Below are 23,381 nucleotides of genomic sequence, written 5' to 3' on the forward strand. Positions count from 1 at the left end.
ATCAATCAAAGCTGATTAACTTTGCTGATGAATTGTTAAAAATTGGCAGATTTCTTCAATTGTTCGTTCTACTTGTAGATATGGAAAAGCATGAGTAGCTTCATTTAATACTTTGTATTTCATCTTTTCTGTCGCGATATGTGCAAAATTTTCCTCAATTTTGCAAGGAATGACACCATCTTGCTCTGCAAATAAATGAAGCTGCGGACCAGAGTAATTTTTTAAGTTATCTACCAAGTTTAAATGCTCTAACATTTCTAAGCCTTGTACCAGCAACTCATATGGGGGCGGGTTTGCTATATTTTGCATGCTCAGCCAATCTTTTTTAGCTTGTACTGACCCTTGAGTAATTAAATAATAAAAGCGTTTTAAAGTTGCTTCAGGATTTTGCAAAAAAGACTGTTTAAACAGATCAAATACATCTGCAGGCATTGCAGTTTGCCACGTGTTATTGGCAACAAAACATGGATTAGAAGCGAGTGTAATTAAAGTTTTAGTTAGACCAGTGCTCTTATAAAAAGAATCAACTAAGTGAGTTGCTAATTGCCCCCCTAAAGACCAGCCTATTACTACATCAACCTCAGCCACTAAATTAAGCTGTTTCTGGAAGCTACTACTTAAAACATCAAATATATTAATAAGTTGTACAGCACAACCCTTCTCTTGCAAATACAATTTTAGTAATTGCAGGGGTTCAATTCCTACACCCCAGCCTGTAATCAATAAAATTTTATTTTGTAACTTCATATGCTTGCCCAGAGCTAGTTTTATAAAGATTATATATTAATATCAATTTAAAATATCCTTTAAAATCAATATAAAAAACAAATTCTCAAGATTAAAATCAAGTATTTAGACCTATTTAATATTCTGAAATACATTGATAAATAAAAACTGCATTATTAATAGGAAACATACAAAAATTTAATTATCTAAACATTGAAGCTCATCAAAAAACAACATACTCCACACTTCACCTATAAATCCATTATGCAATGTAATTAATGTTAAGACTTATGTTTTTTTATTAAAAAAAATGACTCATCAATTCATTTTAATGATAGAACTTTAAATATTAATTAAAAGTTAATAGGTAGACTAAAATGAAAGGTCAAAATATATTATCTAAGGAGAAAGGAAAAGACACATATTTTGTTACACCAGATGATATTATTAAAACTATTCCTACAGAAAAAAAATTCTGCTTATTTTTAGATATTGATGGGACTCTAGCCTCTTTTCAAATTAATCCTGAGCAGAGTTTTATTCCTACCTCTACCTTAGAAATTATAAAAGAAATAACTCAATTAAATATACCTGTTATTGCTGTTACCGGTCGTGATATCGAAACAGCTCGTAAGCTACTACAGCCTGTTGAAATTCCGGTAGCCGGTTTACATGGGCTTGATATCTACTTCGGCTCAGATACCTATTTACGTCCAGATTTAAGTGATATTAATTTTAAAAAGTTAAAAGAAGATATTAAACAAGCTTGCCAAATATATCCAGATTTTCTCATTGAGGATAAAGGACATTCTATTGCTTTACATTATCGAAAAAAACCAGATTTAGAAGAGCAAGCTATTTATATTATGAAAAAAATTAAATATTTCTATCCTCAATTAAAAATAAATAAAGGAAAATGTGTAGTTGAATTAATACCTAAACAAGCTGACAAAGGTAAAGCAATTCAAACTATATTAAAACATCTTGATTTACCATTAGTATATCCAATTTTTATTGGTGATGATTTAACTGATGAATCTGGCTTTAATTTTATTAATCAACAGAATGGCCTTACCATTAAAGTAGGTTCAGGTAAAACAGAAGCTAAATATAGATTAGAAGATATTAATACCGTTGCTTTTTTTCTTTTTTTATTTCAAGACAGAATAAAAAAATTATATGTCAAAAATAGTCAAAATCAGTATGGAGAACAAATATGTCTAAATTAATTGTATTATCAAATAGAATAAGTATGCCTTCAGGTAAAGCATCAGCAGGTGGTCTTGCTGTAGCAGTGCAAGATGCTTTGAACGATAGTAATGGTATTTGGTTGGGCTGGAATGGGCAGCAAATTACCGATAGTGAAGCGCCAGAATTTGAACAGGCCTATTCTCAGGGAATTGATTATATTACCTGCCCTCTTACTCACCAGCAATACGCGCAATATTATTGTGGTTTTGCAAATAAGGTTTTGTGGCCAGCAATGCATGCCCGTGAAGACCTTATTGAGTATGATGCTCAAGAATATAATACCTATCAAAAGGTCAATCGATTATTCGCTGAAAAGTTAAAACAGCTTGCTCAGCCTGAAGATCTTATTTGGGTACACGATTATCACTTCTTTAGTGTAGCGCGTTACTGTCGTGAATTAGGCATGCAAAATAAGATCGGTTTCTTTCTCCATATTCCTTTTGCAAGCCTCAATATTTGGCGCAAAATTCCAGTAGCTTTGGAACTCATTCAAGACTTGAGCCAATATGATGTGATCGGTTTACAAACCCAGACTGATCAAAATGCATGTATGCAAACATGTGTTAATTTACTTGAAGCTCAGAAAATTCAACGTGACAGTATTAGCTATAAGAAACGTCGGATATTAATTAAATCTTATCCAATTGGTGTTCAACCGGAGCTTATTCAAAAGCAAGCTCAGCAAGATTTGTCTGCTCCTTCTGTGTTTAATTTCGAGGAAATACCTCGTCAAAAAACAATTATTGGAGTGGATCGAATTGATTATTCAAAAGGTCTACTTGAACGTTTCAATGCATTTGCAACTTTTCTAGAGACCAATCCTGAATATCATGGCCTTGTTCGACATATTCAAGTTGCAACACCATCTCGTACAGATATTCCCACTTATCAGCGCTTATACCAACGTTTTAAAGCGAAGTTGGAACTGATTAATGAAGAGTTTGCGCATGAGGACTGGAGACCAGTAGATTGCTGTTATGACACGGTTCAACACCATAGTCTCATGCATATTTATCGCCATTCTGATATTTGCTGGATTAGTTCACTACGCGATGGTATGAACTTGGTAGCAAAAGAATATATCGCAGCTCAAGATCCAGAGAACCCTGGAGTTCTGATTTTATCTAAATATGCGGGTGCTGCTGAGCAGATGACTCAGGCCCTGATTGTTGACCCGCAAGATAGAGTGGCAATGATCGATACTTTAAAAATAGCTTTAGAAATGCCGAAAGCTGAACGTATTAATCGTTACCAACAATTAATAGAAGGTTTGTCTATTTCTGATCTTACTCATTGGCGTAATAACTTCTTGAATGATCTAGAACATTCCTCGAGTTTAATCATGAAACCACAACGGTCATTACAAGACAAATATCAATCTATCTATCAGGTTTTATAAAATTGGATAAAGAACATCGAGAAACCAGATTTCTCGATGTTCACTTATAGGGATATGACAATTTATAAGTTAACTCGTTTTTATTATTGTAAAACGGTTAAGTAAGGCAATGATAGACAACAAAATTGCTACACCTGATAAAACAGCACCTAAACTGGTCCATTCACCTATTAAACCAATTAAAGCCGGACCAGTTAATGAACCTGTATAGGCAATGGTTGATACTAAGGAAAGTGCTGCTGCCTTAGGCATAACGTTTTGTCGACCTACTCGAGAAAACATGACTGGCACAATATTAGAACAGCCTAATCCTAAAAGCGCATAACCCAGTATTACTACCTGCCAAACAGGTGCAGTAACAATCACAGCCATACCTATTGCTGCAACAATCGCACTATAGGTCACGATGGATTTTTCGCCCAATTGTTTAAGCAAGATATGACCTGCAAAACGACCAGTCGTCATGCTAAGTGCAAAAAAGGTATATGCCAATCCAGCAAAAGCAGGGTTAAGCTGATATTTGCTAGTCAAATAAATACCGCCCCAATCCATTGCCGCACCTTCTGATAAAAAGGCTATAAAACACATCATGCCAATGAGAATAATAATCCCGTTAGGTCGGTAGTTTTTTTTCGGTGCAACCGTAGTGTCCTCGTGCGTTTTTTCATCTTGTTCAAAAGACGTTAAACAAGAAGGGATTGCAACTGCACCAATCACAAGCAAAATCATTACAACAGACAACGTACTCATTAAAGGAGAAAGACCTACTGCCAATAAAGCAGTTACGAGCATTGCTCCTGTTAAGCCACCTAGACTACACATTCCATGGAAACTAGACATCAATGCACGCAAGCTATGTTTTTCAACAACTACGGCTTGTAGATTTATAGCTACCCCAAGACATCCTGCTGCCGAACCAAAAATAAATAGCGCCACAGCCATCGTTACAATGCTGTTCCACATCGTCAGGCTAGGCAACAACATCATTAACAACATTAGTGCCACAGCAATTAATGGACGACATCCCCAACGTTTTACAAGAGCGCCTGTAGCAGGCATAGCAATCATTGACCCAATACCCATGCACAAGAGAAGTAAACCAAAATCTGCATGATTCAGGTTTAAACGCTGCTGTGCAAAAGGAATCAATGGCGCCCAAGCTGCCGTCGCAAAACCCAAGCTAAAAAAGCTGAGTCGTGTTGCTAGACGTTGTGTGCTTAAGAGAGTAGCTGTATCTAAAACAGCAGGTTTGGTAAATAACATATTTTGCGAGCTCACCATAAAATCATTGGCGATCCATACCAGCCGATTTTCCATAGAAAAACCCTTGCCTCATGAAGTTTCTAGGCAAGGGTTTTGTTGGCGAAATTATATCCAATTTCATAAAAAAAACAGGGGGTGTGATACAATTTTTCTGACTTTTTTGTAACTGCCAAAGCCTTATGTAGTAAGGCTTTGAATATGTTCATTTTGACAAAAATAGTTTTTATAAATTTAATTGAATATAAAAAATATCGCATAAAAAACCCAGCTAGTGCTGGGTTTTTTATAATTAAATTTGAGATTGAATATAGTTTTGTAAGCCAATGAGCTCAATTAAACGTAATTGCTTTTCTAGCCAGTACGTATGATCTTCTTCAGTATCAGATAATTGTTGACGTAACATATCACGGCTAATGTAATCACCCTTCTCTTCACAGAGTTTGATGCCTGTCGCTAATTTTTCACGAACGTGATATTCAAGTGCCAAGTCTGCTTTTAAACAAGAAACAACGTCTGTACCGACATTAATGTCTTCACGATGCATGTTTGGTTTGGCGCCTAAAAACAATACGCGGCGAATAATCGCATCAGCATGAGAAGCTTCTTCTTGCATCTCATGGTCGATACGCTCATAAATTTTGTTCAAACCCCAATCTTCATACATACGAGAATGGATTAAATATTGATCACGGGCAGCCAACTCTCCGCCAATGAGCATATTTAAATAGTCTATGACTTCTGGATTGCCACGCATAATAAATCTCCTATCGTATGAGGCTATTATGGGCAATCTTAAAAATGATTGCAAAGTGAAAAATAGTTAAGTTTATGATTTTTATCAAATTAAAATGAGAAACATACGCATTTGCAGTTTAAGTTATTTGAATTTCCCCTTCAAAAAGAAACGCTTGACTGATTTATAATTTCAGTCAAGCGTTTAAATACGTCTAAAACCATCAGTTTATTAATTTGTAACTAAAATCAATGGTTCTTATTTCGCTACTGTCATTCGCTTAAAGTCTGCCCATAGCTCGCCATAAGTGATAAGAAATCTGTTTCATTCATGACCGAAACACCAAGCTTTGCAGCTTTTTCTAATTTTGATCCCGCTTTCTCACCCGCGACAACACACTTGGTTTTACTCGACACACTGCCGCTCACGCGTGCACCTAACGCTTGTAGCATTTGGGTCGCCTGATCACGTGTCATTTGCTCTAGTGTGCCTGTTAAAACCCAACTTTCGCCATTTAATGGTTGACGCGTTGGCGCTATCGGTGCATCCCAATGGATTCCCGCTGCAATTAAGCGATCTAATACTTCAATGTTATGTGGCGCCAAAAAGAAATCAGCAATCCATTCTGCGGTAATATCGCCTACATCTGGAGTTTTCTTTAAAGCTTCAACATCGGCAGCTTTTAGGGCTTCTAAAGTTTGGAAAGTATTTGCCAACATTCTGGCAGTAGTTTCACCTACCCCACGAATTCCTAAAGCATAAATAAAACGAGCAAGAGTTGTCTTTTTACTGGCTTCGATGGCATCCATCAGATTTTGTACCGACTTCTCGCCCATCTTCTCGATCCCAAGCAAAGTTTCTCGGTGCTCATGTAAATGGTAGATGTCAGCAACATCTTTGAGTAAATCAAGGTGTAATAAAGACTCCACCCAACGATCGCCTAAACCTTCAATATCTAAAGCCTTACGTGATACAAAATGGCGAATTGCTTCAATTCGCTGAGCAGCACAATAAAGACCACCAGAACAACGTGCCAAAGCTTCCCCTTCAGGCATTACAACTGGCGATGCACAAACAGGACAGTTTTCAAGTAAATGCACAATTTCTGCTTCTGCCGGGCGGAATTCTGGCCAGACCTTTTCAACTTTAGGAATAACATCGCCGGTACGGTAAACACTCACCGTATCGCCAACACGTACATCAAGACGATGAATTTCACCAATATTGTGTAAAGTCACATTGGAAACCGTAACACCACCCACAAATACAGGGTTTAAGCGTGCTACAGGAGTCAAAGTACCTGTACGCCCTACTTGCCAGTCAATTTGCTCGACAGTAGTTAAGGCTGCTTGTGCAGGGAATTTATAGGCAGTTGCCCAACGTGGTTCACGACTTAAGAAACCAAGTTGCTGTTGTTGCTTTAAATCATCGACCTTTACAACCATCCCATCAATTTCAACTTGCAAATCGGGACGCTCTTGCTGAATTTGTTCATAACGCTGCTGTACTTCTTGAATTGAATTACACAGATATTGACGTTCAGCAATTTCAAATCCAAGTTGCGTTAGCCATTGCAAGCTATCATGCATGGTCGTTAAGCCATGATTCGGTTCACACTGTGCAATACCATACGCATAAAATGCCAAAGGTCTACCAGCTGCAATATTTGGATCAAGCTGTCTTAAACTACCAGCCGCGGCATTACGAGGGTTAGCAAAAGTCTTATCCCCTTTTGCTTCCTGATCGGCATTGAGTTTTTCAAAGCCAGACTTTGGCATGAGTACTTCACCGCGCACTTCAAGCAGGCGTGGAATTTTAAAATGATCTGAATGTAATACTTTAGGTAAATTACGAATGGTTTTGACATTTTGGGTAATGTCTTCTCCAGTTTCACCATCACCACGTGTAATCCCACGTGTTAGCACGCCATTTTCGTACCAAAGTGAAATCGCAAGGCCATCAAGTTTTAATTCTACTTCGTATTGTACTTTTTGATTAGGTAGGCGCTCTTCAACACGGCGTGCAAATGCAAATAAATCTTCCTGATTAAAAACATTTCCCAAAGAAAGCATAGGCACTACATGGGTCACACTTTGAAATTTAGAGAGTGCCTGACCACCTACTTTTGTTGTGGGTGAATCTGATTGAACAAGGTCAGGATATTGCTCTTCTAAAGCTTTTAGCTGGTGAAATAAATGATCATATTCACTGTCCGAGATTGTCGGCTGATCCATCACATAATAGGCATGGTTATGCTTTGCAATCAGTTGAATAAGCTGACGCATCTGTTCGATCACGGAAGTTGTTGCCATTATGTTATTCACCATAAAAAAGGGTGGAAATTTCTCCACCCTGAGCTGCGACTAGATTGGTTGCAATTATCGCAACGAACGTAAAAAATTAAAACTAGGCAGTCGCATGTGCCGGACGATAATCAATCACATGATGACGCCAGTGCTCTTTTAACTGTGGTGTAAATTCAAGATTATTTTCATCATAAACTTTGCCGTCAATTTCGCGAGCAATTAAACCGGCAATACTCGCCATCATGTCAAAACCAGTAACCGCTTTACTGTTTGGAAGCGCAAGGAAGAATGCCAACCCTTGAACTTGTTCACTAGATAAGGTTTCAAGATCAAACCCAGCTGGTCCATTGTCTGTCATGCGCAGTACTGAAAACATAAGTACGCTCGGCTCATCAGTATTTTCATAGCGATGGAAACATGACATTTCGCCATAACGTAAACCATATTTTAACAATACTTTAAGTGCTTTATCGCCAGACAATGCGCGACGAGGGTTCGGATAGACATTTAACGCAATAATCTGTTCCGCCACCGCTAATGCACTTTCATCATCATAACGTTGCTGTTCATGTAAATGAACATCCAGAATATTACTCTCGCCTTCAAATTCAGCAATTTCGGCAGTTTCAATATTTGGATTCAAACTCAACTCAGCCTTTTCACTCTCAGGCTCCAAGTTTTCTGCTGACAAAGTTTCAACTTCTGATTTAACCGAAACTGTATCAGCTAATTCAACTGAACTATCAGCGTTAATGGTAGAGCTTATTACAGCTTTTTCAGATTTGATTTCGTCTTCAGAAGCCTTTTCAACCAATGCTTGAGTTTGCTCTAATGGAGTTGTTGTAGCTGGTTCTACAGCTGATATTTCTGTTTGTTTTGTTTCACTGACTTGTGGTTGTACTGACTCATTTAAAGTCGGCTCTACCCGTTCTGCAACAGTAGTCGCAACTTCTGCTTCAGTTTGCTCAAGCTGATCTCGCACATGACGAGGTATAACCGGTTGATTACTATCAGGATTAATGTGCAAATCACTGTCTAATGAGGGTTCAGCGTGGTTTGGCTTTTTTAAAATCATTTTTAAGCCAATTAGCATAATAACAATGGCAACAACGATGCCAATAATCGTATTGATTTCCATTCTATGACTCCGAAACTAACCCGTATTCTTTTGCCTGTTCTAAATCGACAGTGACTAATTTTGATGTACCTGGTTCAGGCATGGTCACACCTAACAAATCAGTTGCCATGGTCATCGCCAGCTTATTATGTGTAATGTAAATGAATTGTACATGTTCAGAAAGCTCTTTTACCAAATTACAATATCTCTGAACATTCGCATCGTCGAGTGGAGCGTCCACTTCATCTAATACACAGAACGGGGCCGGATTTAATCTAAAAATAGCAAATACCAATGCTAATGCTGTTAAAGCCTTCTCTCCACCGGAAAGTAATGCTAGAGAACTGTTTTTCTTACCCGGTGGTCTTGCCATCAGCTTAACACCGGATTGCCAGTCATCTTCAAGGCTTAAACTTGCTTCACCACCATTAAAGACCTTTGGAAACAGATTTTGCAACTCTTCATTAATCTGATCAAAGGTTGTCATAAACAACTTACGCGTTTCCTGATCAATACTTTTCATCGCATCTTTTAATTGAGTCACCGTATTTTCCAGATCTTGAATCTGGTGGCTCAACTCATCAAAGCGTTGAGAAACTTCTTCAAACTCTTGAGATGCAGCAAGGTTAACTGCGCCTATTTTTTCAAATTGCTGCTGAGCTTTTTCTAACTTTTGTTGATGTTGAACTAAATCAATTTGTAGGCCGCTCTGAATCTCGGCATTTAATTCTTTAAGCTGTTCCTGATAATGTTCACGATCAGACTTAGCAGCTTGCCATGCCAAACGTTTTGCTTCAAGTTGTTCTCTGAGTTGTTCATCTTTTTGTTGGTATTGATGACGCTGATCAGTCAGTGTTTGTTGTTTTTCCTGCACACTATTTAATTCAAGCTGCCATTCATTCCAATTCTTTTGCAATTTTTCAGTTTGAGCAAATTGTTGCTGAAATTCTGACTCAAGATTTGGCAACTCTAATTGAATTGGATCAACAAATTTTTTCGCCTGTTCCATTTGTGCCGCAATTTGCTGGTATTGGCTGTGCAAAAATGAAATATCTTTTTCAAGCAACTCAATCTGTTGAGTCGTTTGCGTACTATTACGGCGTAAAATTTCGCGTTCTTGTTGCTGATGTTGCAGGGCTTGTTGTTGTTCTTCTAGCTGCTCTGTTAACTCTTCTACCCGAAATTGCAAAGTTTTATAGTCAGGTAAAATGGTTTCAAGTTTGATAGCTAGTGCATGTAAATCAATCTCGAGATCATCTTTTTGCATTGCATCTTCTTCAAGCTGCATGTCTAACTGAGCTAATTGATCTTTTAATTGCTGTTTTTGGAGTAAAAATGCTTGTGCCGCTGTTTGCTGTTTAGCAATTTGCACATCAAGCTGTTGTAAGTCTTTTTGTTTATGTTTAACAACTTGCTGCTTCTGTTGCACGTCAGTCTGCAACTGCCCTAAATCATCTTTTTGCTGAACTAAAATTTGATCTAATGCTTGTAATGCGGGTTGCTGTTTTTCAAGTGCTTGTTCAATTTCATTTAGACGAATGCGATGACTGAGCATGCCTTGGGCACTCTGACTCTCGTCATCATACATAAGAGCAATGACCCAATCCTGTCCGACATGATAACCATCTAAAGTCAGAATAGACTGTCCATATTTTAATTCTTTTTGAACATTCAATGCTTGAGTCAAATTTTCTGCAATAGCCACATTCGAAAAGATTGATAGCAGTGGAGATGCAATCCATTCATTTAAGCAAGGTAGACCGACCACAAATTCACTAGTTTGCTCTGATGGCTTTAATTGACGTGAAATGCCTTCTTGAAAAACTTGTTCGGTCTCAAGAATATGAGCTTGCAACCATTTTGCTAAAAATTTTTCAATAATCTGTGCGTGTGGTTTACCTTGTTCTGTTAACTGCAAAGCCTGCATTAAGCGTAGCGTATCTTGATGCTGTTTCGGACTTTGTTTTGCGACGAGCTGATTTAAATTTTTCTGTTCAGATAACAAAACCTGTATTTCTGTTTTCAGAGTTTGCTGCTGATTTTTACTTGCTTGATGTTGCTGTTGAGACTGCTCCGAATGCTGTGATAACTGCTCAATTTCAGCTTCAAGCGCCGCAATTTCACTGCAAAGCTGCTTTTGTAATTGTTCAAGTTCACCCTGCTCATCTTCATGAACATGCGATTGAATCTGACTTGCTTGATGTTGTAAGGTTTCTTTTTGCTGCTCAATTCTTAAAACATTTTTACCCAATTGCTCAATTTGAGCAGACATCTGCATTTTTTGCTGCTGTTGTTTTTCAACTTGAGATTTTAACTGCTCAAACTGTTGCTGTGCTTGTCGCTGTTGTGCTTGTAAATCAGCAAAATTTTGCTCAGCTTCCGTGGCAGTATGTTCAATTGCAGTTAAGGCTTCAGTTTGTTCATCTAGCTGATTATTCAACGTTTCAAGCTGTAGTTCGGAAAGCTGTAAACGTTCTTTAGTTTGGAATTTTTGCTGTTCTAATTGAACCAGAGTCGTACTGTTTTGCTGGTATAAACTCTGTTTTTGTTCCAGTGTCATTTTAAGTTCAGACAGTTTCTTTTCGGCTTGTTGCCATTCTTGTTGCAATGGTGAAGATTGCTGAATTAAACGCTGAAATAAAGCACTGGTCGCTTCTAAATCATGCTCAATGGTACTTAACTCTGAACGAACCAATTTAAAGGTCTCGCTCAACTCACTCATTTGAACTGTATATTCTTCTTGTAAGCGTACGCTTTTATCTGCCTGAAAAGACAAAATTTCAATTTTTAAGGTGCGGATCTGACTTTCTAAATTTTTATATTGAACAGCCGCTTCCGATTGGCGCTTAAGCGTCTTAAGCTGCGATTTTAACTCTAGGGCAATATCTTCTAAACGTGAAAGATTTTGCACTGTATGTTCAAGGTGTTGCAAAGTTTCACGGCGACGTGCCTGATAGCGAGAAACACCAGCAGCCTCTTCAATAAAGATGCGCATTTCTTCTGGTTTTGCCTCAACCAGACGGTTAATCATGCCTTGTTCAATCACCGCATAAGAACGTGGCCCCAATCCTGTTCCTAAGAAAATATCGGTAATATCACGACGGCGGCAACGTGTGCCATTTAAAAAATATTCTGACTTACCTTCACGGGTAACCTGACGACGAACAGCTAACTCATTATAAGCATTATAGGATCCACCTAACTTGCCATAAGTATTATCAAAACGAAGCTCTACACTGGCCACGCCAACAGGCTTACGCTTGGCTGTACCTGTGAAAATAACATCTTGCATGCTACCACCACGCAATTGACGAGCATTTGATTCACCCATCACCCAACGAATGGCGTCAATTACATTTGATTTGCCACAACCATTTGGACCAACCACTGCTGTGCGGTTAGCCTTAAAATTTAAAGTTGTACTATCTGCAAAAGATTTAAAGCCGGAAAGTTTTAAACTGCTTAAACGCATAATGCCCTAACTAGCGGCGTGAGCGTCTTGCCCAAGCCAATTCAATCTGTTTCATTCGTGTCAGCGATTCCAACACAAGGTTGCGTAAGTGTCGACAAAAATCTTCCATAAATAAAGCGGCTTGTTGTGATTTTCGGATCAAAATTGCATCAGTCACGAGTTTAAATAAAGCAAATGCTTCTTGCAGTTCCCGCTTAGAGGTATTTAAGGTCAAAAAATAGCTACGACGTAATGAAGGCAACAGCTCTTTATAGAACTTCATTAGATAAGGATTTCCGACCATATCTTGCTGTTCAGCTAGATATTGGAAAACACCGTCATAAAATTTTTCGATATCACCCGCTTTTACATGCTCAAGAAGTTGCTCTAATAACAACTGTAATTGGTCTGCTTCATGTGCGCGCCATGTTTCACTTATTCGTTGAACAATATGCCCCAATAACATCATATTTGTGTCAAACAGTGCTTTAACCTGCTGTGCAGACATTTCTGAAACAATTGCCCCACGGCGTGGAAAGATCTCAATTAAATGAGTACGCTCTAATAATAACAATGCTTCACGAACTGATCCTCGGCTCACGTCAAGCTCTTTAGCAATACGTAGCTCTTGAATACGCTCACCTTCAACCAGCTCGCCACTAATGATCTGTTCGCTAATATATTTGACAATTTGCTCAGAAAGACTTTCTGTCTCTTCGAGATTCATAAATCACCCGCTACTTTTTATATGCATTAATCCATGCTTTTCTTTCGCATCCTTGTTTTTAACTGATCCCATCGATTAAAAACTATGTCATTGTCTGACAATTTCATTGCATTTTAAGCCAACCCATTTAAAAACAACACCAAAATCGGATGAATAAAAACCTCGAATGTGCTTATATTATTTAATAAAAAAAACTCGAATTTCTAAAAATTCAAGCTCTTACATTGGAGTATTGGCCAGATTAATATTTTATTCTTTAGTGTGTAATCCCTTTATAAATAAAATAACTACCCACCACGACTAACAAACAGGCAAAGCATTTTTTTAACATTTGCGGTGACAATGCATGAGCGACTTTTGCTCCAAACTTGGCTGTAATAAAACTCATAACACTAATGCCGATAAAAGCATAGATATGTACATAACCAATCGTGTTAGGTACTGAAATTTGTTCTTTTGCACCAAACCACATGAAGCCAATTGCGCCAGCAATAGCAATGGGTAAACCACACGCAGCAGAAGTTGCGACTGCTTTTTGCATAACCACGCCATGACGGTTCAAATACGGTACGGTTAGGCTACCGCCCCCAATTCCAAAAATTGCTGAAGCAACTCCAATACCGCCACCAGCCATAAATTGCATTGATGTCGAAGGAAGCTTGCTGTTTGGATCAACCATAACATGAGCACCCTTAAACATACGATAAGCCATGAAAACGGCAAAAATACCAATCAGGAGTTGCAAATGTTGACCCGACATCAGGTCTGCAATACCAGCACCCAAAAATGAACCAATAATCAATCCGGGCGCTAAATTACGAAAAACAGGCCAGAGTACGGCTCCCTTTTTATGATGGGCGGAAACCGAGCTAAAAGACGTCACGATAATGGTTGCAAGTGAAGTTCCTACTGCAATGTGCATGATCACTGCAGGGTCATAGTGTAACTGGGTAAAAACGACATAGAGGATTGGTACAATAATTAAACCACCACCAACACCAAACAATCCGGCAGTAAAACCAGCAATTGCGCCAATGAGTAAATATATGATTAACTCCATAAATGTTTTACCACTCTGCTCATATTCGACATGGATTTAGAGACTCGCCAATTACAACAACTTTTAAACGCAAAAAACCAGCTTCCAGAAGTGGTTTTATTAAAAGCAACCACAACTTCGACCAATGATGATATTCGTGAAATTGCCCAAAAAGGCATTACAACAGGCTTGGTTTGCAGTACTCAACAAACTCAAGGGCGAGGTCAACATCAACGGCAATGGATTTCGCCTGAAGGGAACATTTATTTAAGCACATTGGTGCAAACTCGAACACCCTTAGATGGTCGTTTAGCACTTGAAGTTGCTCTAAATATTTTACAAATCCCGCAATTACAGACGCTAAGATTACAAGTGAAATGGCCAAATGATTTGTATAGTGCGCAGGGTAAATGGGGTGGAATTTTAGTTGAGCCACTTTCCCAACATCAGGCTATTGTAGGTGTGGGCATTAATTTAAAAATGCCACCAGTAACCGACAGTGACCAGCCAATTACCTCTTTAGAAGACTTAGGTTTAGAGCAAAACAACCGCCTTGAACTCATTTCAGAGCTATATGTCGCTATTCAAAATGCAGCTCGCTGGTTTGATCACGGTTGCTACAACTTGGCAGGTCGTTTTAATCATCATGCTGCATGGATTAATCAATTCGTGCAATTTGAACATAGCCAAGGATTAGTAGAAGGCCGTTTTGTTGGAATTTCTAATGATGGAGCCGTCATACTTGAAACGCCAGAGCCTCAACAGTTTTATCAAGGTCGTTTAAGACCACAAACTAATCAATAAACAGGTGTTTCTCCATGAAAAGTTTATGGCTCGATATCGGAAACACTCGTTTAAAATACTGGATTACTGAAAATCACCAAACTATTGAGCATGCTGCAGAACTGCATTTGCAATCGCCTGCCGATTTGTTACTTGGGTTAATTCAACATTTTAAGCATCAAGGACTGCATCGCATTGGGGTGTCATCAGTCTTAGATAGCGAAAATAATCAGCGTATTGAGCAAATTCTAAAATGGCTTGAAATTCCAGTTGTTTTTGCAAAGGTTCATGCTGAATATGCTGAGTTAAAGTGTGGCTATGAGGTACCGAGTCAGCTCGGGATTGACCGTTGGTTACAAGTACTCGCTGTGGCTCAGGCTAATGAAAACTATTGTATTATTGGATGTGGAACAGCGCTCACGATTGATTTAACGCAAGGCAAACAACATTTAGGCGGGTACATTTTACCCAATCTTTATTTGCAGCGCGATGCACTCATTCAAAATACAAAAGGCATTAAAATTCCAGACTCAGCTTTTGATAATCTAAACCCTGGTAATAACACCGTAGATGCAGTCCATCACGGTATTTTGTTAGGCCTTATTAGTACTATCGAAAATATTATGCAGCAATCTCCGAAAAAACTGCTTCTTACGGGTGGGGATGCATTTGTTTTTGCCAAGTTCTTGAAAAAATATGATCCTGTTGTAGAAACAGATCTTTTGCTCAAAGGCTTACAACAATATATTACTCATTATCCTAAAGACTAAAATATAGGACAAAATAAAAGGCGCTATATGCGCCTTTTATTTTATAAGTTTATTTCTTTTGGTCATTGTTGCCAAAGAGTGGACCCATTCCGCCACCGCCGCCGCCGCCAAATTGTTTTTGCATATTGCCTAATGAACGCATCATTTTGCTCATACCCGATGGATTCGCAAACTTCTTCATCATTTTAGCCATTTGTGCTTGTTGCTTAATGAGTTTATTCACTTCAGCAACATCCATACCACAACCCGCAGCAATACGTTTTTTACGGCTTGGGTTCATAAGGTCCGGATTACGGCGTTCTTTAACGGTCATAGACTGGATAATGGCTTCCATTTTCTTGACCTGTTTTTCAGGATTCGCTTGCTCAATCGCTTGCTGAATTCCTGCACCGCTCATGCCAGGCAACTTATCCAAGAAGCCCATCATGCCGCCCATTTTATTCATTTGCTCAAATTGCATCAGCATATCTTCAAAATTGAAGCTGCCGCCTTTTTGCAATTTTTTAGCCATTTTCTCGGCTTTTTCTTTGTCGATTTTACGTTCAACTTCTTCGACTAAAGAAAGTACATCACCCATACCTAAAATACGTTGGGCAACACGATCCGGATGGAATGGTTCTAAAGCATCGAGTTTTTCACCCATACCCAAGAACTTGATTGGCTTACCGGTAATTGCACGAACTGAAAGCGCCGCACCACCACGTGCATCACCATCAGTTTTAGTGAGGATGACACCTGTAAGAGCCAATGCATCATTAAAGGCTTTAGCTGTGTTTGCCGCATCCTGACCTGTCATGGCATCAACCACAAACAAAGTTTCAGTCGGCTTAACAGCTGCATGTAATGCTTTAATTTCGTCCATCATGTCTTCATCGACATGTAAACGACCTGCTGTATCGACAATCAAGACATCAGCAAATTGGATTTTTGCCTGTTCAATTGCACGATTAACGATATCAATTGGCTTTTCAGAAGCATCTGAAGGAATAAAGCCTGCACCAACTTCTGCTGACACAGTTTCTAACTGCTTGATCGCTGCTGGACGGTAAACGTCGGCAGAAACCGTCATTACTTTTTTCTTTTGACGTTCTTTTAAGAAACGTGCCAACTTAGCGGCAGTTGTCGTTTTACCCGCACCTTGTAAACCAGCAAGTAATACAACAACGGGAGGCTTAGCACTTAAATCAAGTGTTTCATTCGCCTCACCCATCATCTTGGTGAGTTCGTCATAGACAATTTTTACAAATGCCTGGCCTGGTGATAACTGAGTCATCACTTCTTGGCCCAATGCCTCTTCCTTAACTTTCGCGATAAATTCACGAGTTACAGGTAACGCGACATCGGCTTCAAGAAGTGCCATACGTACTTCACGTAAGGTATCTTTAATATTGTCTTCGGTCAGCTGCCCTGAGCCAGTAACATTTCTTAAACTCTGTGTGAGTCGTTCTGTTAAGGTATCAAACATTGCAAAATCCGCTTAAAATGGCTAGTTGCAAAAAAATCTTTCTCGAAATAGAAAATTTATGCATAGAATGCTATAGGATACTTTAGTTCGCAGCGAATTTATATCTTATATAGATGAATTAATCCTGAAAAAGGTTTGACATGATTAGCCTCCCCTTGGTTTACACAATTTTGGCACTCATCGCATATACCACTTCTTTCTGGTATCTGTTCATTCGTTTAATGTCAAAACGTGAACCAAACCCATGGTTATTTGCTCTTGTTGCAACTTTGGCACTCCTGTTGCACGGTACGGTTCTATGCCATGCCATGCTGACACCAGCCGGAATTAACTACGATGTTTTTAATTTAGTATCTTTTACATCGTGGCTTATGTTGTTGTTAAGTCTAATTTTTAGTATTTTTCGGCCTATTGTACCGTTAAACTTGTTAGGCATTCCTGTAGCGGCTATTGGCCTGATTTTAGGTTTTGGATTCAGCCGACCCGATCAATTTATTGAACAACATTCCCTAGGCCTTGATACCCATATCATTCTTTCTTTATCAGCCTATGCAGTTTTACTGATGGCAACCATTCACGCTATTTTGCTCTGGTTCCAAAATCGTGAACTCAAAAAGAAACAAAAAAAACGCTTTTGGGTCAATTTACTGCCATCAATTCAGGCGATGGAGTCTTTATTATTTGACCTCATCATTACTGGTTTTATTCTATTAACAATTGCACTCGCTTTTGGTTTCTTAACTGTCGATAGCTTCTTTGCACAGCACCTCGCTCATAAAACCGTATTTAGTATTATTTCCTGGTTTATCTACGGATCATTATTGATCGGCCATTACAAACTCGGATGGCGAGGTCAGAAAGCTATTCGTTTTACGTTAATCGGCTTTGTACTTTTAGCGATTGGTTTTATTGGTAGTAAATTTGTGCTTGAAATGATTTTGGGTCGTTAAATAAATTAAAATTTCATCGATACTAGACAGCGTTATACATATCCCGTATAACGCTGTTTTCTTTTTGCTCAGGTGGCACAGACTGTGAAACTCATACTCGCTCCAATGGAAGGTTTAACTGACCCGATCATGCGGGATACACTCACATCTGTTGGTCATTTCGACTGGTGTGTGACCGAGTTTATTCGAGTTACAGACAGTATTTTGCCAGATCATATTTACTATAGTTTTTGTCCAGAATTAAAAAATGACGGTAAAACAGCAGCTGGTACACCTGTCCATGTCCAGTTCTTAGGGAATAATCCAGATATGCTGGCAGCAAATGCAGCGAAAGTTGTTGAGCTTGGTGCGCCAGCAATTGATCTAAATTTCGGTTGTCCCGCAAAAACTGTAAACCGACACCGAGGCGGCTCTGTTCTTCTTGATGAACCTGATGTTGTACATATGCTAATTAAAGCAGTTAGGGATGCGGTACCTCCGCATATTCCTGTTTCAGCAAAAATGCGTTTAGGTTATCTAGATGAAAATCACACCATGGAAAATGCCCATGCTGTTGAAGATGCTGGTGCAAGTTGGTTGACAGTTCACGCCCGTACTAAAGCAGATGGTTACACTCCGCCTGCTTATTGGGAAAAAATTCTGCCCATTAAAGAAGCTTTAAAAATTAATGTAATTGCCAACGGTGAAATCTGGACCAATGCTGATGCTAAAGCCTGTCAGCAACAATCTGGCTGTGAAGATTTAATGATCGGGCGTGGTGCTGTGACGACCCCCGACTTAACACAATGCATTCGTGAAAATAGGAATGAGGCATTATTCAGTTGGGAACAACTGGTTGACTTACAAATTCGCTTTTTAAACGGTCAAGCAAAAACAGAAATTGGTATGGTTGGTCGTTATAAACAATGGTTAGGCATGATGACGAAAGCCTACCCCCAAGCTAAAAACTTATGGGACCAAGTGAAACGTATTAAAGCTTTAGATGAAATTGTTCAACAGCTAGAACACACCAGATCAGAAAACATTTAATGTAGTATAGTTATAAAAAGAGGGCGATTGTTTTCACGACCGCCCTCTTTCGTATTTCAGGTTAAGTTATTATTTTTTCTAAAAGCCACTGACTTTCATTTTTAAGTCAGTCACTGACGCCCCAGTAATACCAAAACTCCCCATAGAACCATTAGGCAAATTATTAAATGTCGTTGTACTTTGGGTTCCCATATTTCCTAAAGTGACATTGTTAAGTGAAGCATCGAACTTACTCGACACGCCGTTATTACCAAAAGTTAATCCTGTTGGATCAACGCCAGCATAAAAACCATCAAGCATAAAACCTGTTGAAGCATTCGTTCCTGCAAATTTAAAACCAAATGTTGCCCCAGTGTTATCGGACACCAAAGTAATTGGACAACCCGCAGCAGCAGAACAAATAGATTGAATTGCCCCACCAAATTTAACCATCACTGATTGAGCCGCATGACCAAGCTGGATATTTAAACGAGGTTTATTGGTTTGTACAAAGTTAATATCTAGATTTCCAGTAGAACGGATTAGTTCTTTTACACCCGTATTTACGGTTGTTCCCGAACTAAAAATTGATTTTGGTGCATAACTCGTTAATGCATAATTGGATAGACTAGATAAAGATGCACTTGGAGCCATATAGACTGAAAATGGTAAAAGTCGAATACCATTTACATCACTTCCCATAGATACAGCTAAATTTAAAAAAGGATTTCCACCGCCTGCATCAGTATCCATTACGATATTAAAAGAAGGATTACTAGATATCGCAGCTTTAATAAATTCAATGCCGGGAACTGGATTAGTAGAATTCCCTGCAATGACAAAACCAGCCTTACTATTATATGAAGTTGAAGCAATACCATTTGTATCAATGAGTGCAACTTGATTAAATTGGACTTTATCGGCTTGAATACCTAAAGTTAAACCATTTTGGCCTGTCGTTGCCGCAAGACTTTGATCATCCAAAGGCTGCATTGCAAAAACACTTGAACTACTGGCAAGTAACAACCAACACCCTATATTTTTATTCTTCATGTCGCTCTAATCCTTAAGAGACAAACGCTTATTATTTGTTCAGACTATCAGAATAATATTCAAGTACAAAGCAATTATCCCTATAACCCGACGAATGTAAATCCAATCACACTAAAATAAAATTTATATAAAAAAGTGACGATAATCGTCACTTTTTGGATTAGTTAAAAGCACCATTTCTTGGCACAATACTAAAGCTACTATTTAAACGTCCACCAGTAATGGCAAGCTCGCCTAAACGTGCACCTGCACCAGTTGATGGCGGATAGAAGTTAATATCTTTCACACGTAATGCGCCGTCAATACTCTTATCAGGGTTGAAATAAACTGCTGTATTTACGCCGACTTTACCTAAACCACTTGCGGTATCTTTGCCAACAACCAAAGCAGAATTAAACGCAAGCTTTCCTGTAATATTATCAAAGCCAATTGCAGAGCCATCGATCGGATCACTAATCTGGACTGTATTTCCAGTTGCTGTGGCAGGCATCGTGAAATCGCCGAGTACAGTTAAAGCACTACCATCTGCAATTGAACTGTTTGGTACAATTGATAAGTTAAGATCTCCGCCTAAACGCAGTTTTAGACCAAATAAGACATCATTATTTTTTGCGAAATTATCAACAGGTGAAGTACATGAACCTGTAGCTGGACAAGTTTTATATTTTGCCCCTGGTAGATACCCTGCTGCAATTTCAGTTGATAAAGCAAGTAGCATCTCTTTTAAACTAATATTAAGACTGCCATTTTCTAAGCCAATGCTTCCATTGCCTTTGAGGAACATATCAATATTACGTAACCCCATATAATAGTCAGTTGGATTACCCGCATTATTGGCATTTGAAGAACCATCAATTAATAAAATTGAGGTTGTTTTGGTTCCAGTCGCATCACGTCCCGTAGTTCCAGCAGCAATACCAAAACCTAAACGCGAAGTTGTTCCAGATGTAGCAACAACATTCTGAACAGGTTTACCATTGGCATCTTTTGTATAGTAATAAGCACTATTTGCCGGCGCATCTAAACCATATACAGCAGCATTCGCATTTAAGTTATAAAAAGGTAATGCTAAGCCCCACTGGTTGTTTGCACCATTGTTTGCAAACTGATTGGCAGGAGCGACATTCGCACTTGTTGTAAAACGACCACGTCTTGAAAATGCTTGAAACTCGGCACCACGCATCGCAAGAATCAAGCTAAATGGATTAGTAACCGTATCACGGTGAATATTATGCTGATAATCGGCAGCCGTTGTTAAAGTGCCCGCTCCTAAACGGATTCCGTTTAAGGTTGCGTTGTTTGGCATTAATAACGTTTTTGTATCCGCAAGATTTAGATATATATTTCCACTATCGAAATAACCGCGTGTAGCAGAGTTAAGCCCTGTTAAGTTGCCAAATTCGAAACCGTAAGCATTAAGACCCGCTCCACCAATTTCTAAAGTAGTGGCTTTGCCATCTGCGCCTAGCATTGAATCATTATCTTTGGTGAATTCACCTTTCATACGAAAGGCAATTCCAGAATTACCTAAAATACTATTACTTGAACCTGTACCCGAAGCGGTATTTGCCGTACCTAATATTGTTGTATCTGACGTACCATCTACACCACGGACTTGTAAATAACTATTTACCATACGTCCGCTAGCGCCTAAACGAATCAAACCTTTCGCATTTTGTGGACTATTGGTTGCATCTAAAGCATAAGGGTTAGATTTATCTACATTCGAACTGAGCATGACCTCAATATTCAGGCCTGAATTCGTTACTTTTCCGCTACTGTCTACATATGTACCGGCAGTTAAACCGGAAGCTGAATCTGCTACACGGTTAAAATCAACATAGCCATAGGTACTATTCGGAGTTTGCCCTACACCAGCAATATTTGTTCCCGTATTCGTCTGTAAAACGACACCACGAGTTGGGTCAATCAGCATGGCCCCTTTACCGACAAAGTTAAAGTTAAAATTTCTTAAAATTAACTGATTTAACTGGCTACGAACATCTAATTGCCCTAAATAAATATTGGCATTATTAATACCAAGCGTCATGCTTGACTGACTATTTGCATTAAATAGTCCATCTTGAGTAGTAATTGCCAAATTCAGAGGGGAAGTCGTTTGAATAGCCAACTGCCCCATTGTCGGCGAGCAAGTAGCAGAGGTATTACATACTTTAAAACTATTCACAGTAATGAGTGATGGACTGCTTTGCATAGAAAAGTCGAGTCCAGTTTTACCTGTGGTTGGATTACTCCCCACATCTAAACGGTAATTAGTACTTAAAGATTGACTAGATGCATTACTTTTTTGGACTTTTACACCACTTGCTTGAGCTCTTAAGACCTGATCGGCGCTACTAGGTGTACCTGCATGGTCATCCCAGTAAGCATTGTCAATATTGATTTCATTAAACGTCGTTTGTATTGAGATCCCATCTTGTCCATTGACGGCGCTCAAATCAGCATCTGTTAAAGCTTCTAAAGCATAAATTTGTCCACTCACTAACAACATGCTGGTTGTTAATGTATTTAAAATAAACTTTGAGCTGTGATTTTCTTTATTTTTTTTCATCACTTCAGTTCCTTTGAAATCTACATTAACCCTTAACAACGAGGATGGCTACCATCACAACTAAAGACCATAACTTTTCCTTGAATAGCCAAGTTTCCGTTCATCATCAAACCCATAAAACCAGTTTCACGTCCATGGTCATACGCCGATGGTGTTGAAGTAGCAACCTGCTGGTTCGCACTATTGGCAGTCGCTGCATAAGTTGGCTTTTTGAAATATGCATAATCATACATATTTGCGCTCGACCCTTGCACTGTTGTTGAGCTGGTAAAGTTATCTTGCTCAATTGATAAAGCATTAAAACCAAAGTTACGAATTAAAATTGGCTGTGCTGCGCTAAAACTAAGCTGAATAGCAGGCTTAATCATTTCGGTATTGTTTTTATCCAGATACTTTAAGTCAGCGCCATCCAACCCCATTTTTTGAATATTTAAAGTTCCTTGTACACCTTTAAATACCAACCAAAGTTTATTACCACTATTACTGTTTTCAGCCCAACCGCTTGGCTTACTCGCATCTGCTTGTACAAAACGTTTGTTAATCGCCAAACCAATATGACAAAACTCTACATTCTCACAGACACCACCACTACCATTATCAAAAATACCATTACTGGTCTGGTTTAAATTGAGCATCAAAGATAAATCAGCACCTGCCTGTCCATTAATCGCCTGCAATGCTTCATTATCTAAAGTTTGCAGCTCGGCATGAGTAACCGTTGCACAAAGAGCGAGGATTAAAGTACTTAATTTTTTCATATCATTATCC

18 protein-coding genes are annotated in these 23,381 nt (G+C 38.8%); 6 read left to right on the forward strand and 12 right to left on the reverse strand.

Annotated features, from left to right (window positions below):
- Window positions 1-15 precede the first annotated feature (15 nt).
- Window positions 16-747, reverse strand: coding sequence for a hydrolase (locus AC2117_RS14770; protein ID WP_133975098.1), 732 nt, complete (start codon window positions 745-747; stop codon window positions 16-18).
- Between the two features lie 356 nt (window positions 748-1,103).
- Here AC2117_RS14770 and otsB point away from each other — a divergent pair, with 356 nt between their 5' ends.
- Together otsB and AC2117_RS14780 are read left to right on the forward strand one after the other, a co-directional pair.
- Complete coding sequence (gene otsB, locus AC2117_RS14775) at window positions 1,104-1,955, forward strand: trehalose-phosphatase (protein ID WP_133975100.1); 852 nt, start codon at window positions 1,104-1,106, stop codon at window positions 1,953-1,955.
- A complete protein-coding gene (locus AC2117_RS14780) occupies window positions 1,943-3,376 on the forward strand; it encodes an alpha,alpha-trehalose-phosphate synthase (UDP-forming) (protein WP_197730930.1) in 1,434 nt (477 codons plus the stop codon). Before otsB ends, AC2117_RS14780 begins: the two co-directional genes overlap by 13 nt.
- A 69-nt stretch (window positions 3,377-3,445) precedes the next feature.
- Here AC2117_RS14780 and AC2117_RS14785 read toward each other — a convergent pair whose 3' ends face one another.
- The 7 genes from AC2117_RS14785 to AC2117_RS14815 form a co-directional block, all read right to left on the reverse strand.
- Window positions 3,446-4,639, reverse strand: a complete 1,194-nt coding sequence (locus AC2117_RS14785; RefSeq protein ID WP_133976389.1) for an MFS transporter — start codon at window positions 4,637-4,639, stop codon at window positions 3,446-3,448.
- Between the two features lie 289 nt (window positions 4,640-4,928).
- Window positions 4,929-5,393 carry a heteropolymeric bacterioferritin subunit Ftn gene (ftn, locus tag AC2117_RS14790; RefSeq protein WP_001214863.1) on the reverse strand — a complete coding sequence of 155 codons (465 nt, stop codon included), beginning with the start codon at window positions 5,391-5,393 and terminating at the stop codon, window positions 4,929-4,931.
- A 251-nt stretch (window positions 5,394-5,644) separates the two neighbouring features.
- Window positions 5,645-7,684, reverse strand: coding sequence for an NAD-dependent DNA ligase LigA (gene ligA / locus AC2117_RS14795; RefSeq protein WP_133975102.1), 2,040 nt, complete (start codon window positions 7,682-7,684; stop codon window positions 5,645-5,647).
- A 94-nt stretch (window positions 7,685-7,778) separates the two neighbouring features.
- The gene (locus AC2117_RS14800; protein ID WP_133975104.1) at window positions 7,779-8,816 is read right to left on the reverse strand and encodes a cell division protein ZipA C-terminal FtsZ-binding domain-containing protein; all 1,038 of its coding nucleotides are present in this window, start codon (window positions 8,814-8,816) and stop codon (window positions 7,779-7,781) included.
- A gap of 1 nt (window position 8,817) precedes the next feature.
- Window positions 8,818-12,267 (reverse strand): chromosome segregation protein SMC, encoded by a 3,450-nt coding sequence (gene smc / locus AC2117_RS14805; protein ID WP_133975106.1) that lies wholly within the window; start codon window positions 12,265-12,267, stop codon window positions 8,818-8,820.
- A gap of 10 nt (window positions 12,268-12,277) precedes the next feature.
- Window positions 12,278-12,973, reverse strand: a complete 696-nt coding sequence (locus AC2117_RS14810) for a GntR family transcriptional regulator (RefSeq protein ID WP_042896883.1) — start codon at window positions 12,971-12,973, stop codon at window positions 12,278-12,280.
- A 256-nt stretch (window positions 12,974-13,229) separates the two neighbouring features.
- Entirely contained in the window at window positions 13,230-14,033 is an 804-nt protein-coding gene (locus AC2117_RS14815; RefSeq protein WP_133975108.1) for a sulfite exporter TauE/SafE family protein, read from the reverse strand.
- Between the two features lie 30 nt (window positions 14,034-14,063).
- Between AC2117_RS14815 and AC2117_RS14820 the strand changes: the two genes are divergently transcribed.
- Both AC2117_RS14820 and AC2117_RS14825 read left to right on the forward strand, forming a co-directional pair.
- The gene (locus AC2117_RS14820; protein ID WP_133975110.1) at window positions 14,064-14,816 is read left to right on the forward strand and encodes a biotin--[acetyl-CoA-carboxylase] ligase; all 753 of its coding nucleotides are present in this window, start codon (window positions 14,064-14,066) and stop codon (window positions 14,814-14,816) included.
- Between the two features lie 14 nt (window positions 14,817-14,830).
- Window positions 14,831-15,565 carry a pantothenate kinase gene (locus AC2117_RS14825; protein WP_133975112.1) on the forward strand — a complete coding sequence of 245 codons (735 nt, stop codon included), beginning with the start codon at window positions 14,831-14,833 and terminating at the stop codon, window positions 15,563-15,565.
- A 49-nt stretch (window positions 15,566-15,614) separates the two neighbouring features.
- On the opposite strand, the gene ffh is transcribed toward AC2117_RS14825, so the two are convergent.
- Window positions 15,615-17,030, reverse strand: a complete 1,416-nt coding sequence (ffh, locus tag AC2117_RS14830; RefSeq protein WP_075431239.1) for a signal recognition particle protein — start codon at window positions 17,028-17,030, stop codon at window positions 15,615-15,617.
- A 140-nt stretch (window positions 17,031-17,170) separates the two neighbouring features.
- On the opposite strand from ffh, the gene AC2117_RS14835 reads away from it, so the two are divergent.
- Window positions 17,171-17,980, forward strand: a complete 810-nt coding sequence (locus AC2117_RS14835) for an inner membrane protein YpjD (RefSeq protein WP_133975114.1) — start codon at window positions 17,171-17,173, stop codon at window positions 17,978-17,980.
- A gap of 84 nt (window positions 17,981-18,064) precedes the next feature.
- Window positions 18,065-19,009, forward strand: a complete 945-nt coding sequence (locus tag AC2117_RS14840; RefSeq protein ID WP_197730931.1) for a tRNA dihydrouridine synthase — start codon at window positions 18,065-18,067, stop codon at window positions 19,007-19,009.
- Window positions 19,010-19,087: 78 nt separating this feature from the next.
- Here AC2117_RS14840 and AC2117_RS14845 read toward each other — a convergent pair whose 3' ends face one another.
- From AC2117_RS14845 to AC2117_RS14855, 3 genes are all read right to left on the reverse strand, one after another.
- Entirely contained in the window at window positions 19,088-20,041 is a 954-nt protein-coding gene (locus AC2117_RS14845) for a DUF6160 family protein (RefSeq protein WP_133975116.1), read from the reverse strand.
- Window positions 20,042-20,201: 160 nt separating this feature from the next.
- Window positions 20,202-22,613 (reverse strand): DUF6160 family protein, encoded by a 2,412-nt coding sequence (locus AC2117_RS14850; RefSeq protein ID WP_197730932.1) that lies wholly within the window; start codon window positions 22,611-22,613, stop codon window positions 20,202-20,204.
- A 32-nt stretch (window positions 22,614-22,645) separates the two neighbouring features.
- Window positions 22,646-23,371, reverse strand: coding sequence for a DUF6160 family protein (locus AC2117_RS14855; RefSeq protein WP_133975120.1), 726 nt, complete (start codon window positions 23,369-23,371; stop codon window positions 22,646-22,648).
- Window positions 23,372-23,381 lie beyond the last annotated feature (10 nt).

The sequence above is a fragment of the Acinetobacter calcoaceticus genome (assembly GCF_900520355.1).
In the GTDB taxonomy this organism is placed as follows: Bacteria; Pseudomonadota; Gammaproteobacteria; order Pseudomonadales; family Moraxellaceae; genus Acinetobacter; species Acinetobacter calcoaceticus_C.

Excerpts from the sequence above, each read along its gene's own strand:
- AC2117_RS14770 (WP_133975098.1), bottom strand. The coding sequence starts at position 747 with ATGAAGTTACAAAATAAAATTTTATTGATTACAGGCTGGGGTGTAGGA.
- otsB (WP_133975100.1), top strand. The coding sequence starts at position 1,104 with ATGAAAGGTCAAAATATATTATCTAAGGAGAAAGGAAAAGACACATAT.
- AC2117_RS14780 (WP_197730930.1), top strand. The coding sequence starts at position 1,943 with ATGTCTAAATTAATTGTATTATCAAATAGAATAAGTATGCCTTCAGGT.
- AC2117_RS14785 (WP_133976389.1), bottom strand. The coding sequence starts at position 4,639 with ATGTTATTTACCAAACCTGCTGTTTTAGATACAGCTACTCTCTTAAGC.
- ftn (WP_001214863.1), bottom strand. The coding sequence starts at position 5,393 with ATGCGTGGCAATCCAGAAGTCATAGACTATTTAAATATGCTCATTGGC.
- ligA (WP_133975102.1), bottom strand. The coding sequence starts at position 7,684 with ATGGCAACAACTTCCGTGATCGAACAGATGCGTCAGCTTATTCAACTG.
- AC2117_RS14800 (WP_133975104.1), bottom strand. The coding sequence starts at position 8,816 with ATGGAAATCAATACGATTATTGGCATCGTTGTTGCCATTGTTATTATG.
- smc (WP_133975106.1), bottom strand. The coding sequence starts at position 12,267 with ATGCGTTTAAGCAGTTTAAAACTTTCCGGCTTTAAATCTTTTGCAGAT.
- AC2117_RS14810 (WP_042896883.1), bottom strand. The coding sequence starts at position 12,973 with ATGAATCTCGAAGAGACAGAAAGTCTTTCTGAGCAAATTGTCAAATAT.
- AC2117_RS14815 (WP_133975108.1), bottom strand. The coding sequence starts at position 14,033 with ATGGAGTTAATCATATATTTACTCATTGGCGCAATTGCTGGTTTTACT.
- AC2117_RS14820 (WP_133975110.1), top strand. The coding sequence starts at position 14,064 with ATGGATTTAGAGACTCGCCAATTACAACAACTTTTAAACGCAAAAAAC.
- AC2117_RS14825 (WP_133975112.1), top strand. The coding sequence starts at position 14,831 with ATGAAAAGTTTATGGCTCGATATCGGAAACACTCGTTTAAAATACTGG.
- ffh (WP_075431239.1), bottom strand. The coding sequence starts at position 17,030 with ATGTTTGATACCTTAACAGAACGACTCACACAGAGTTTAAGAAATGTT.
- AC2117_RS14835 (WP_133975114.1), top strand. The coding sequence starts at position 17,171 with ATGATTAGCCTCCCCTTGGTTTACACAATTTTGGCACTCATCGCATAT.
- AC2117_RS14845 (WP_133975116.1), bottom strand. The coding sequence starts at position 20,041 with ATGAAGAATAAAAATATAGGGTGTTGGTTGTTACTTGCCAGTAGTTCA.
- AC2117_RS14850 (WP_197730932.1), bottom strand. The coding sequence starts at position 22,613 with ATGAAAAAAAATAAAGAAAATCACAGCTCAAAGTTTATTTTAAATACA.
- AC2117_RS14855 (WP_133975120.1), bottom strand. The coding sequence starts at position 23,371 with ATGAAAAAATTAAGTACTTTAATCCTCGCTCTTTGTGCAACGGTTACT.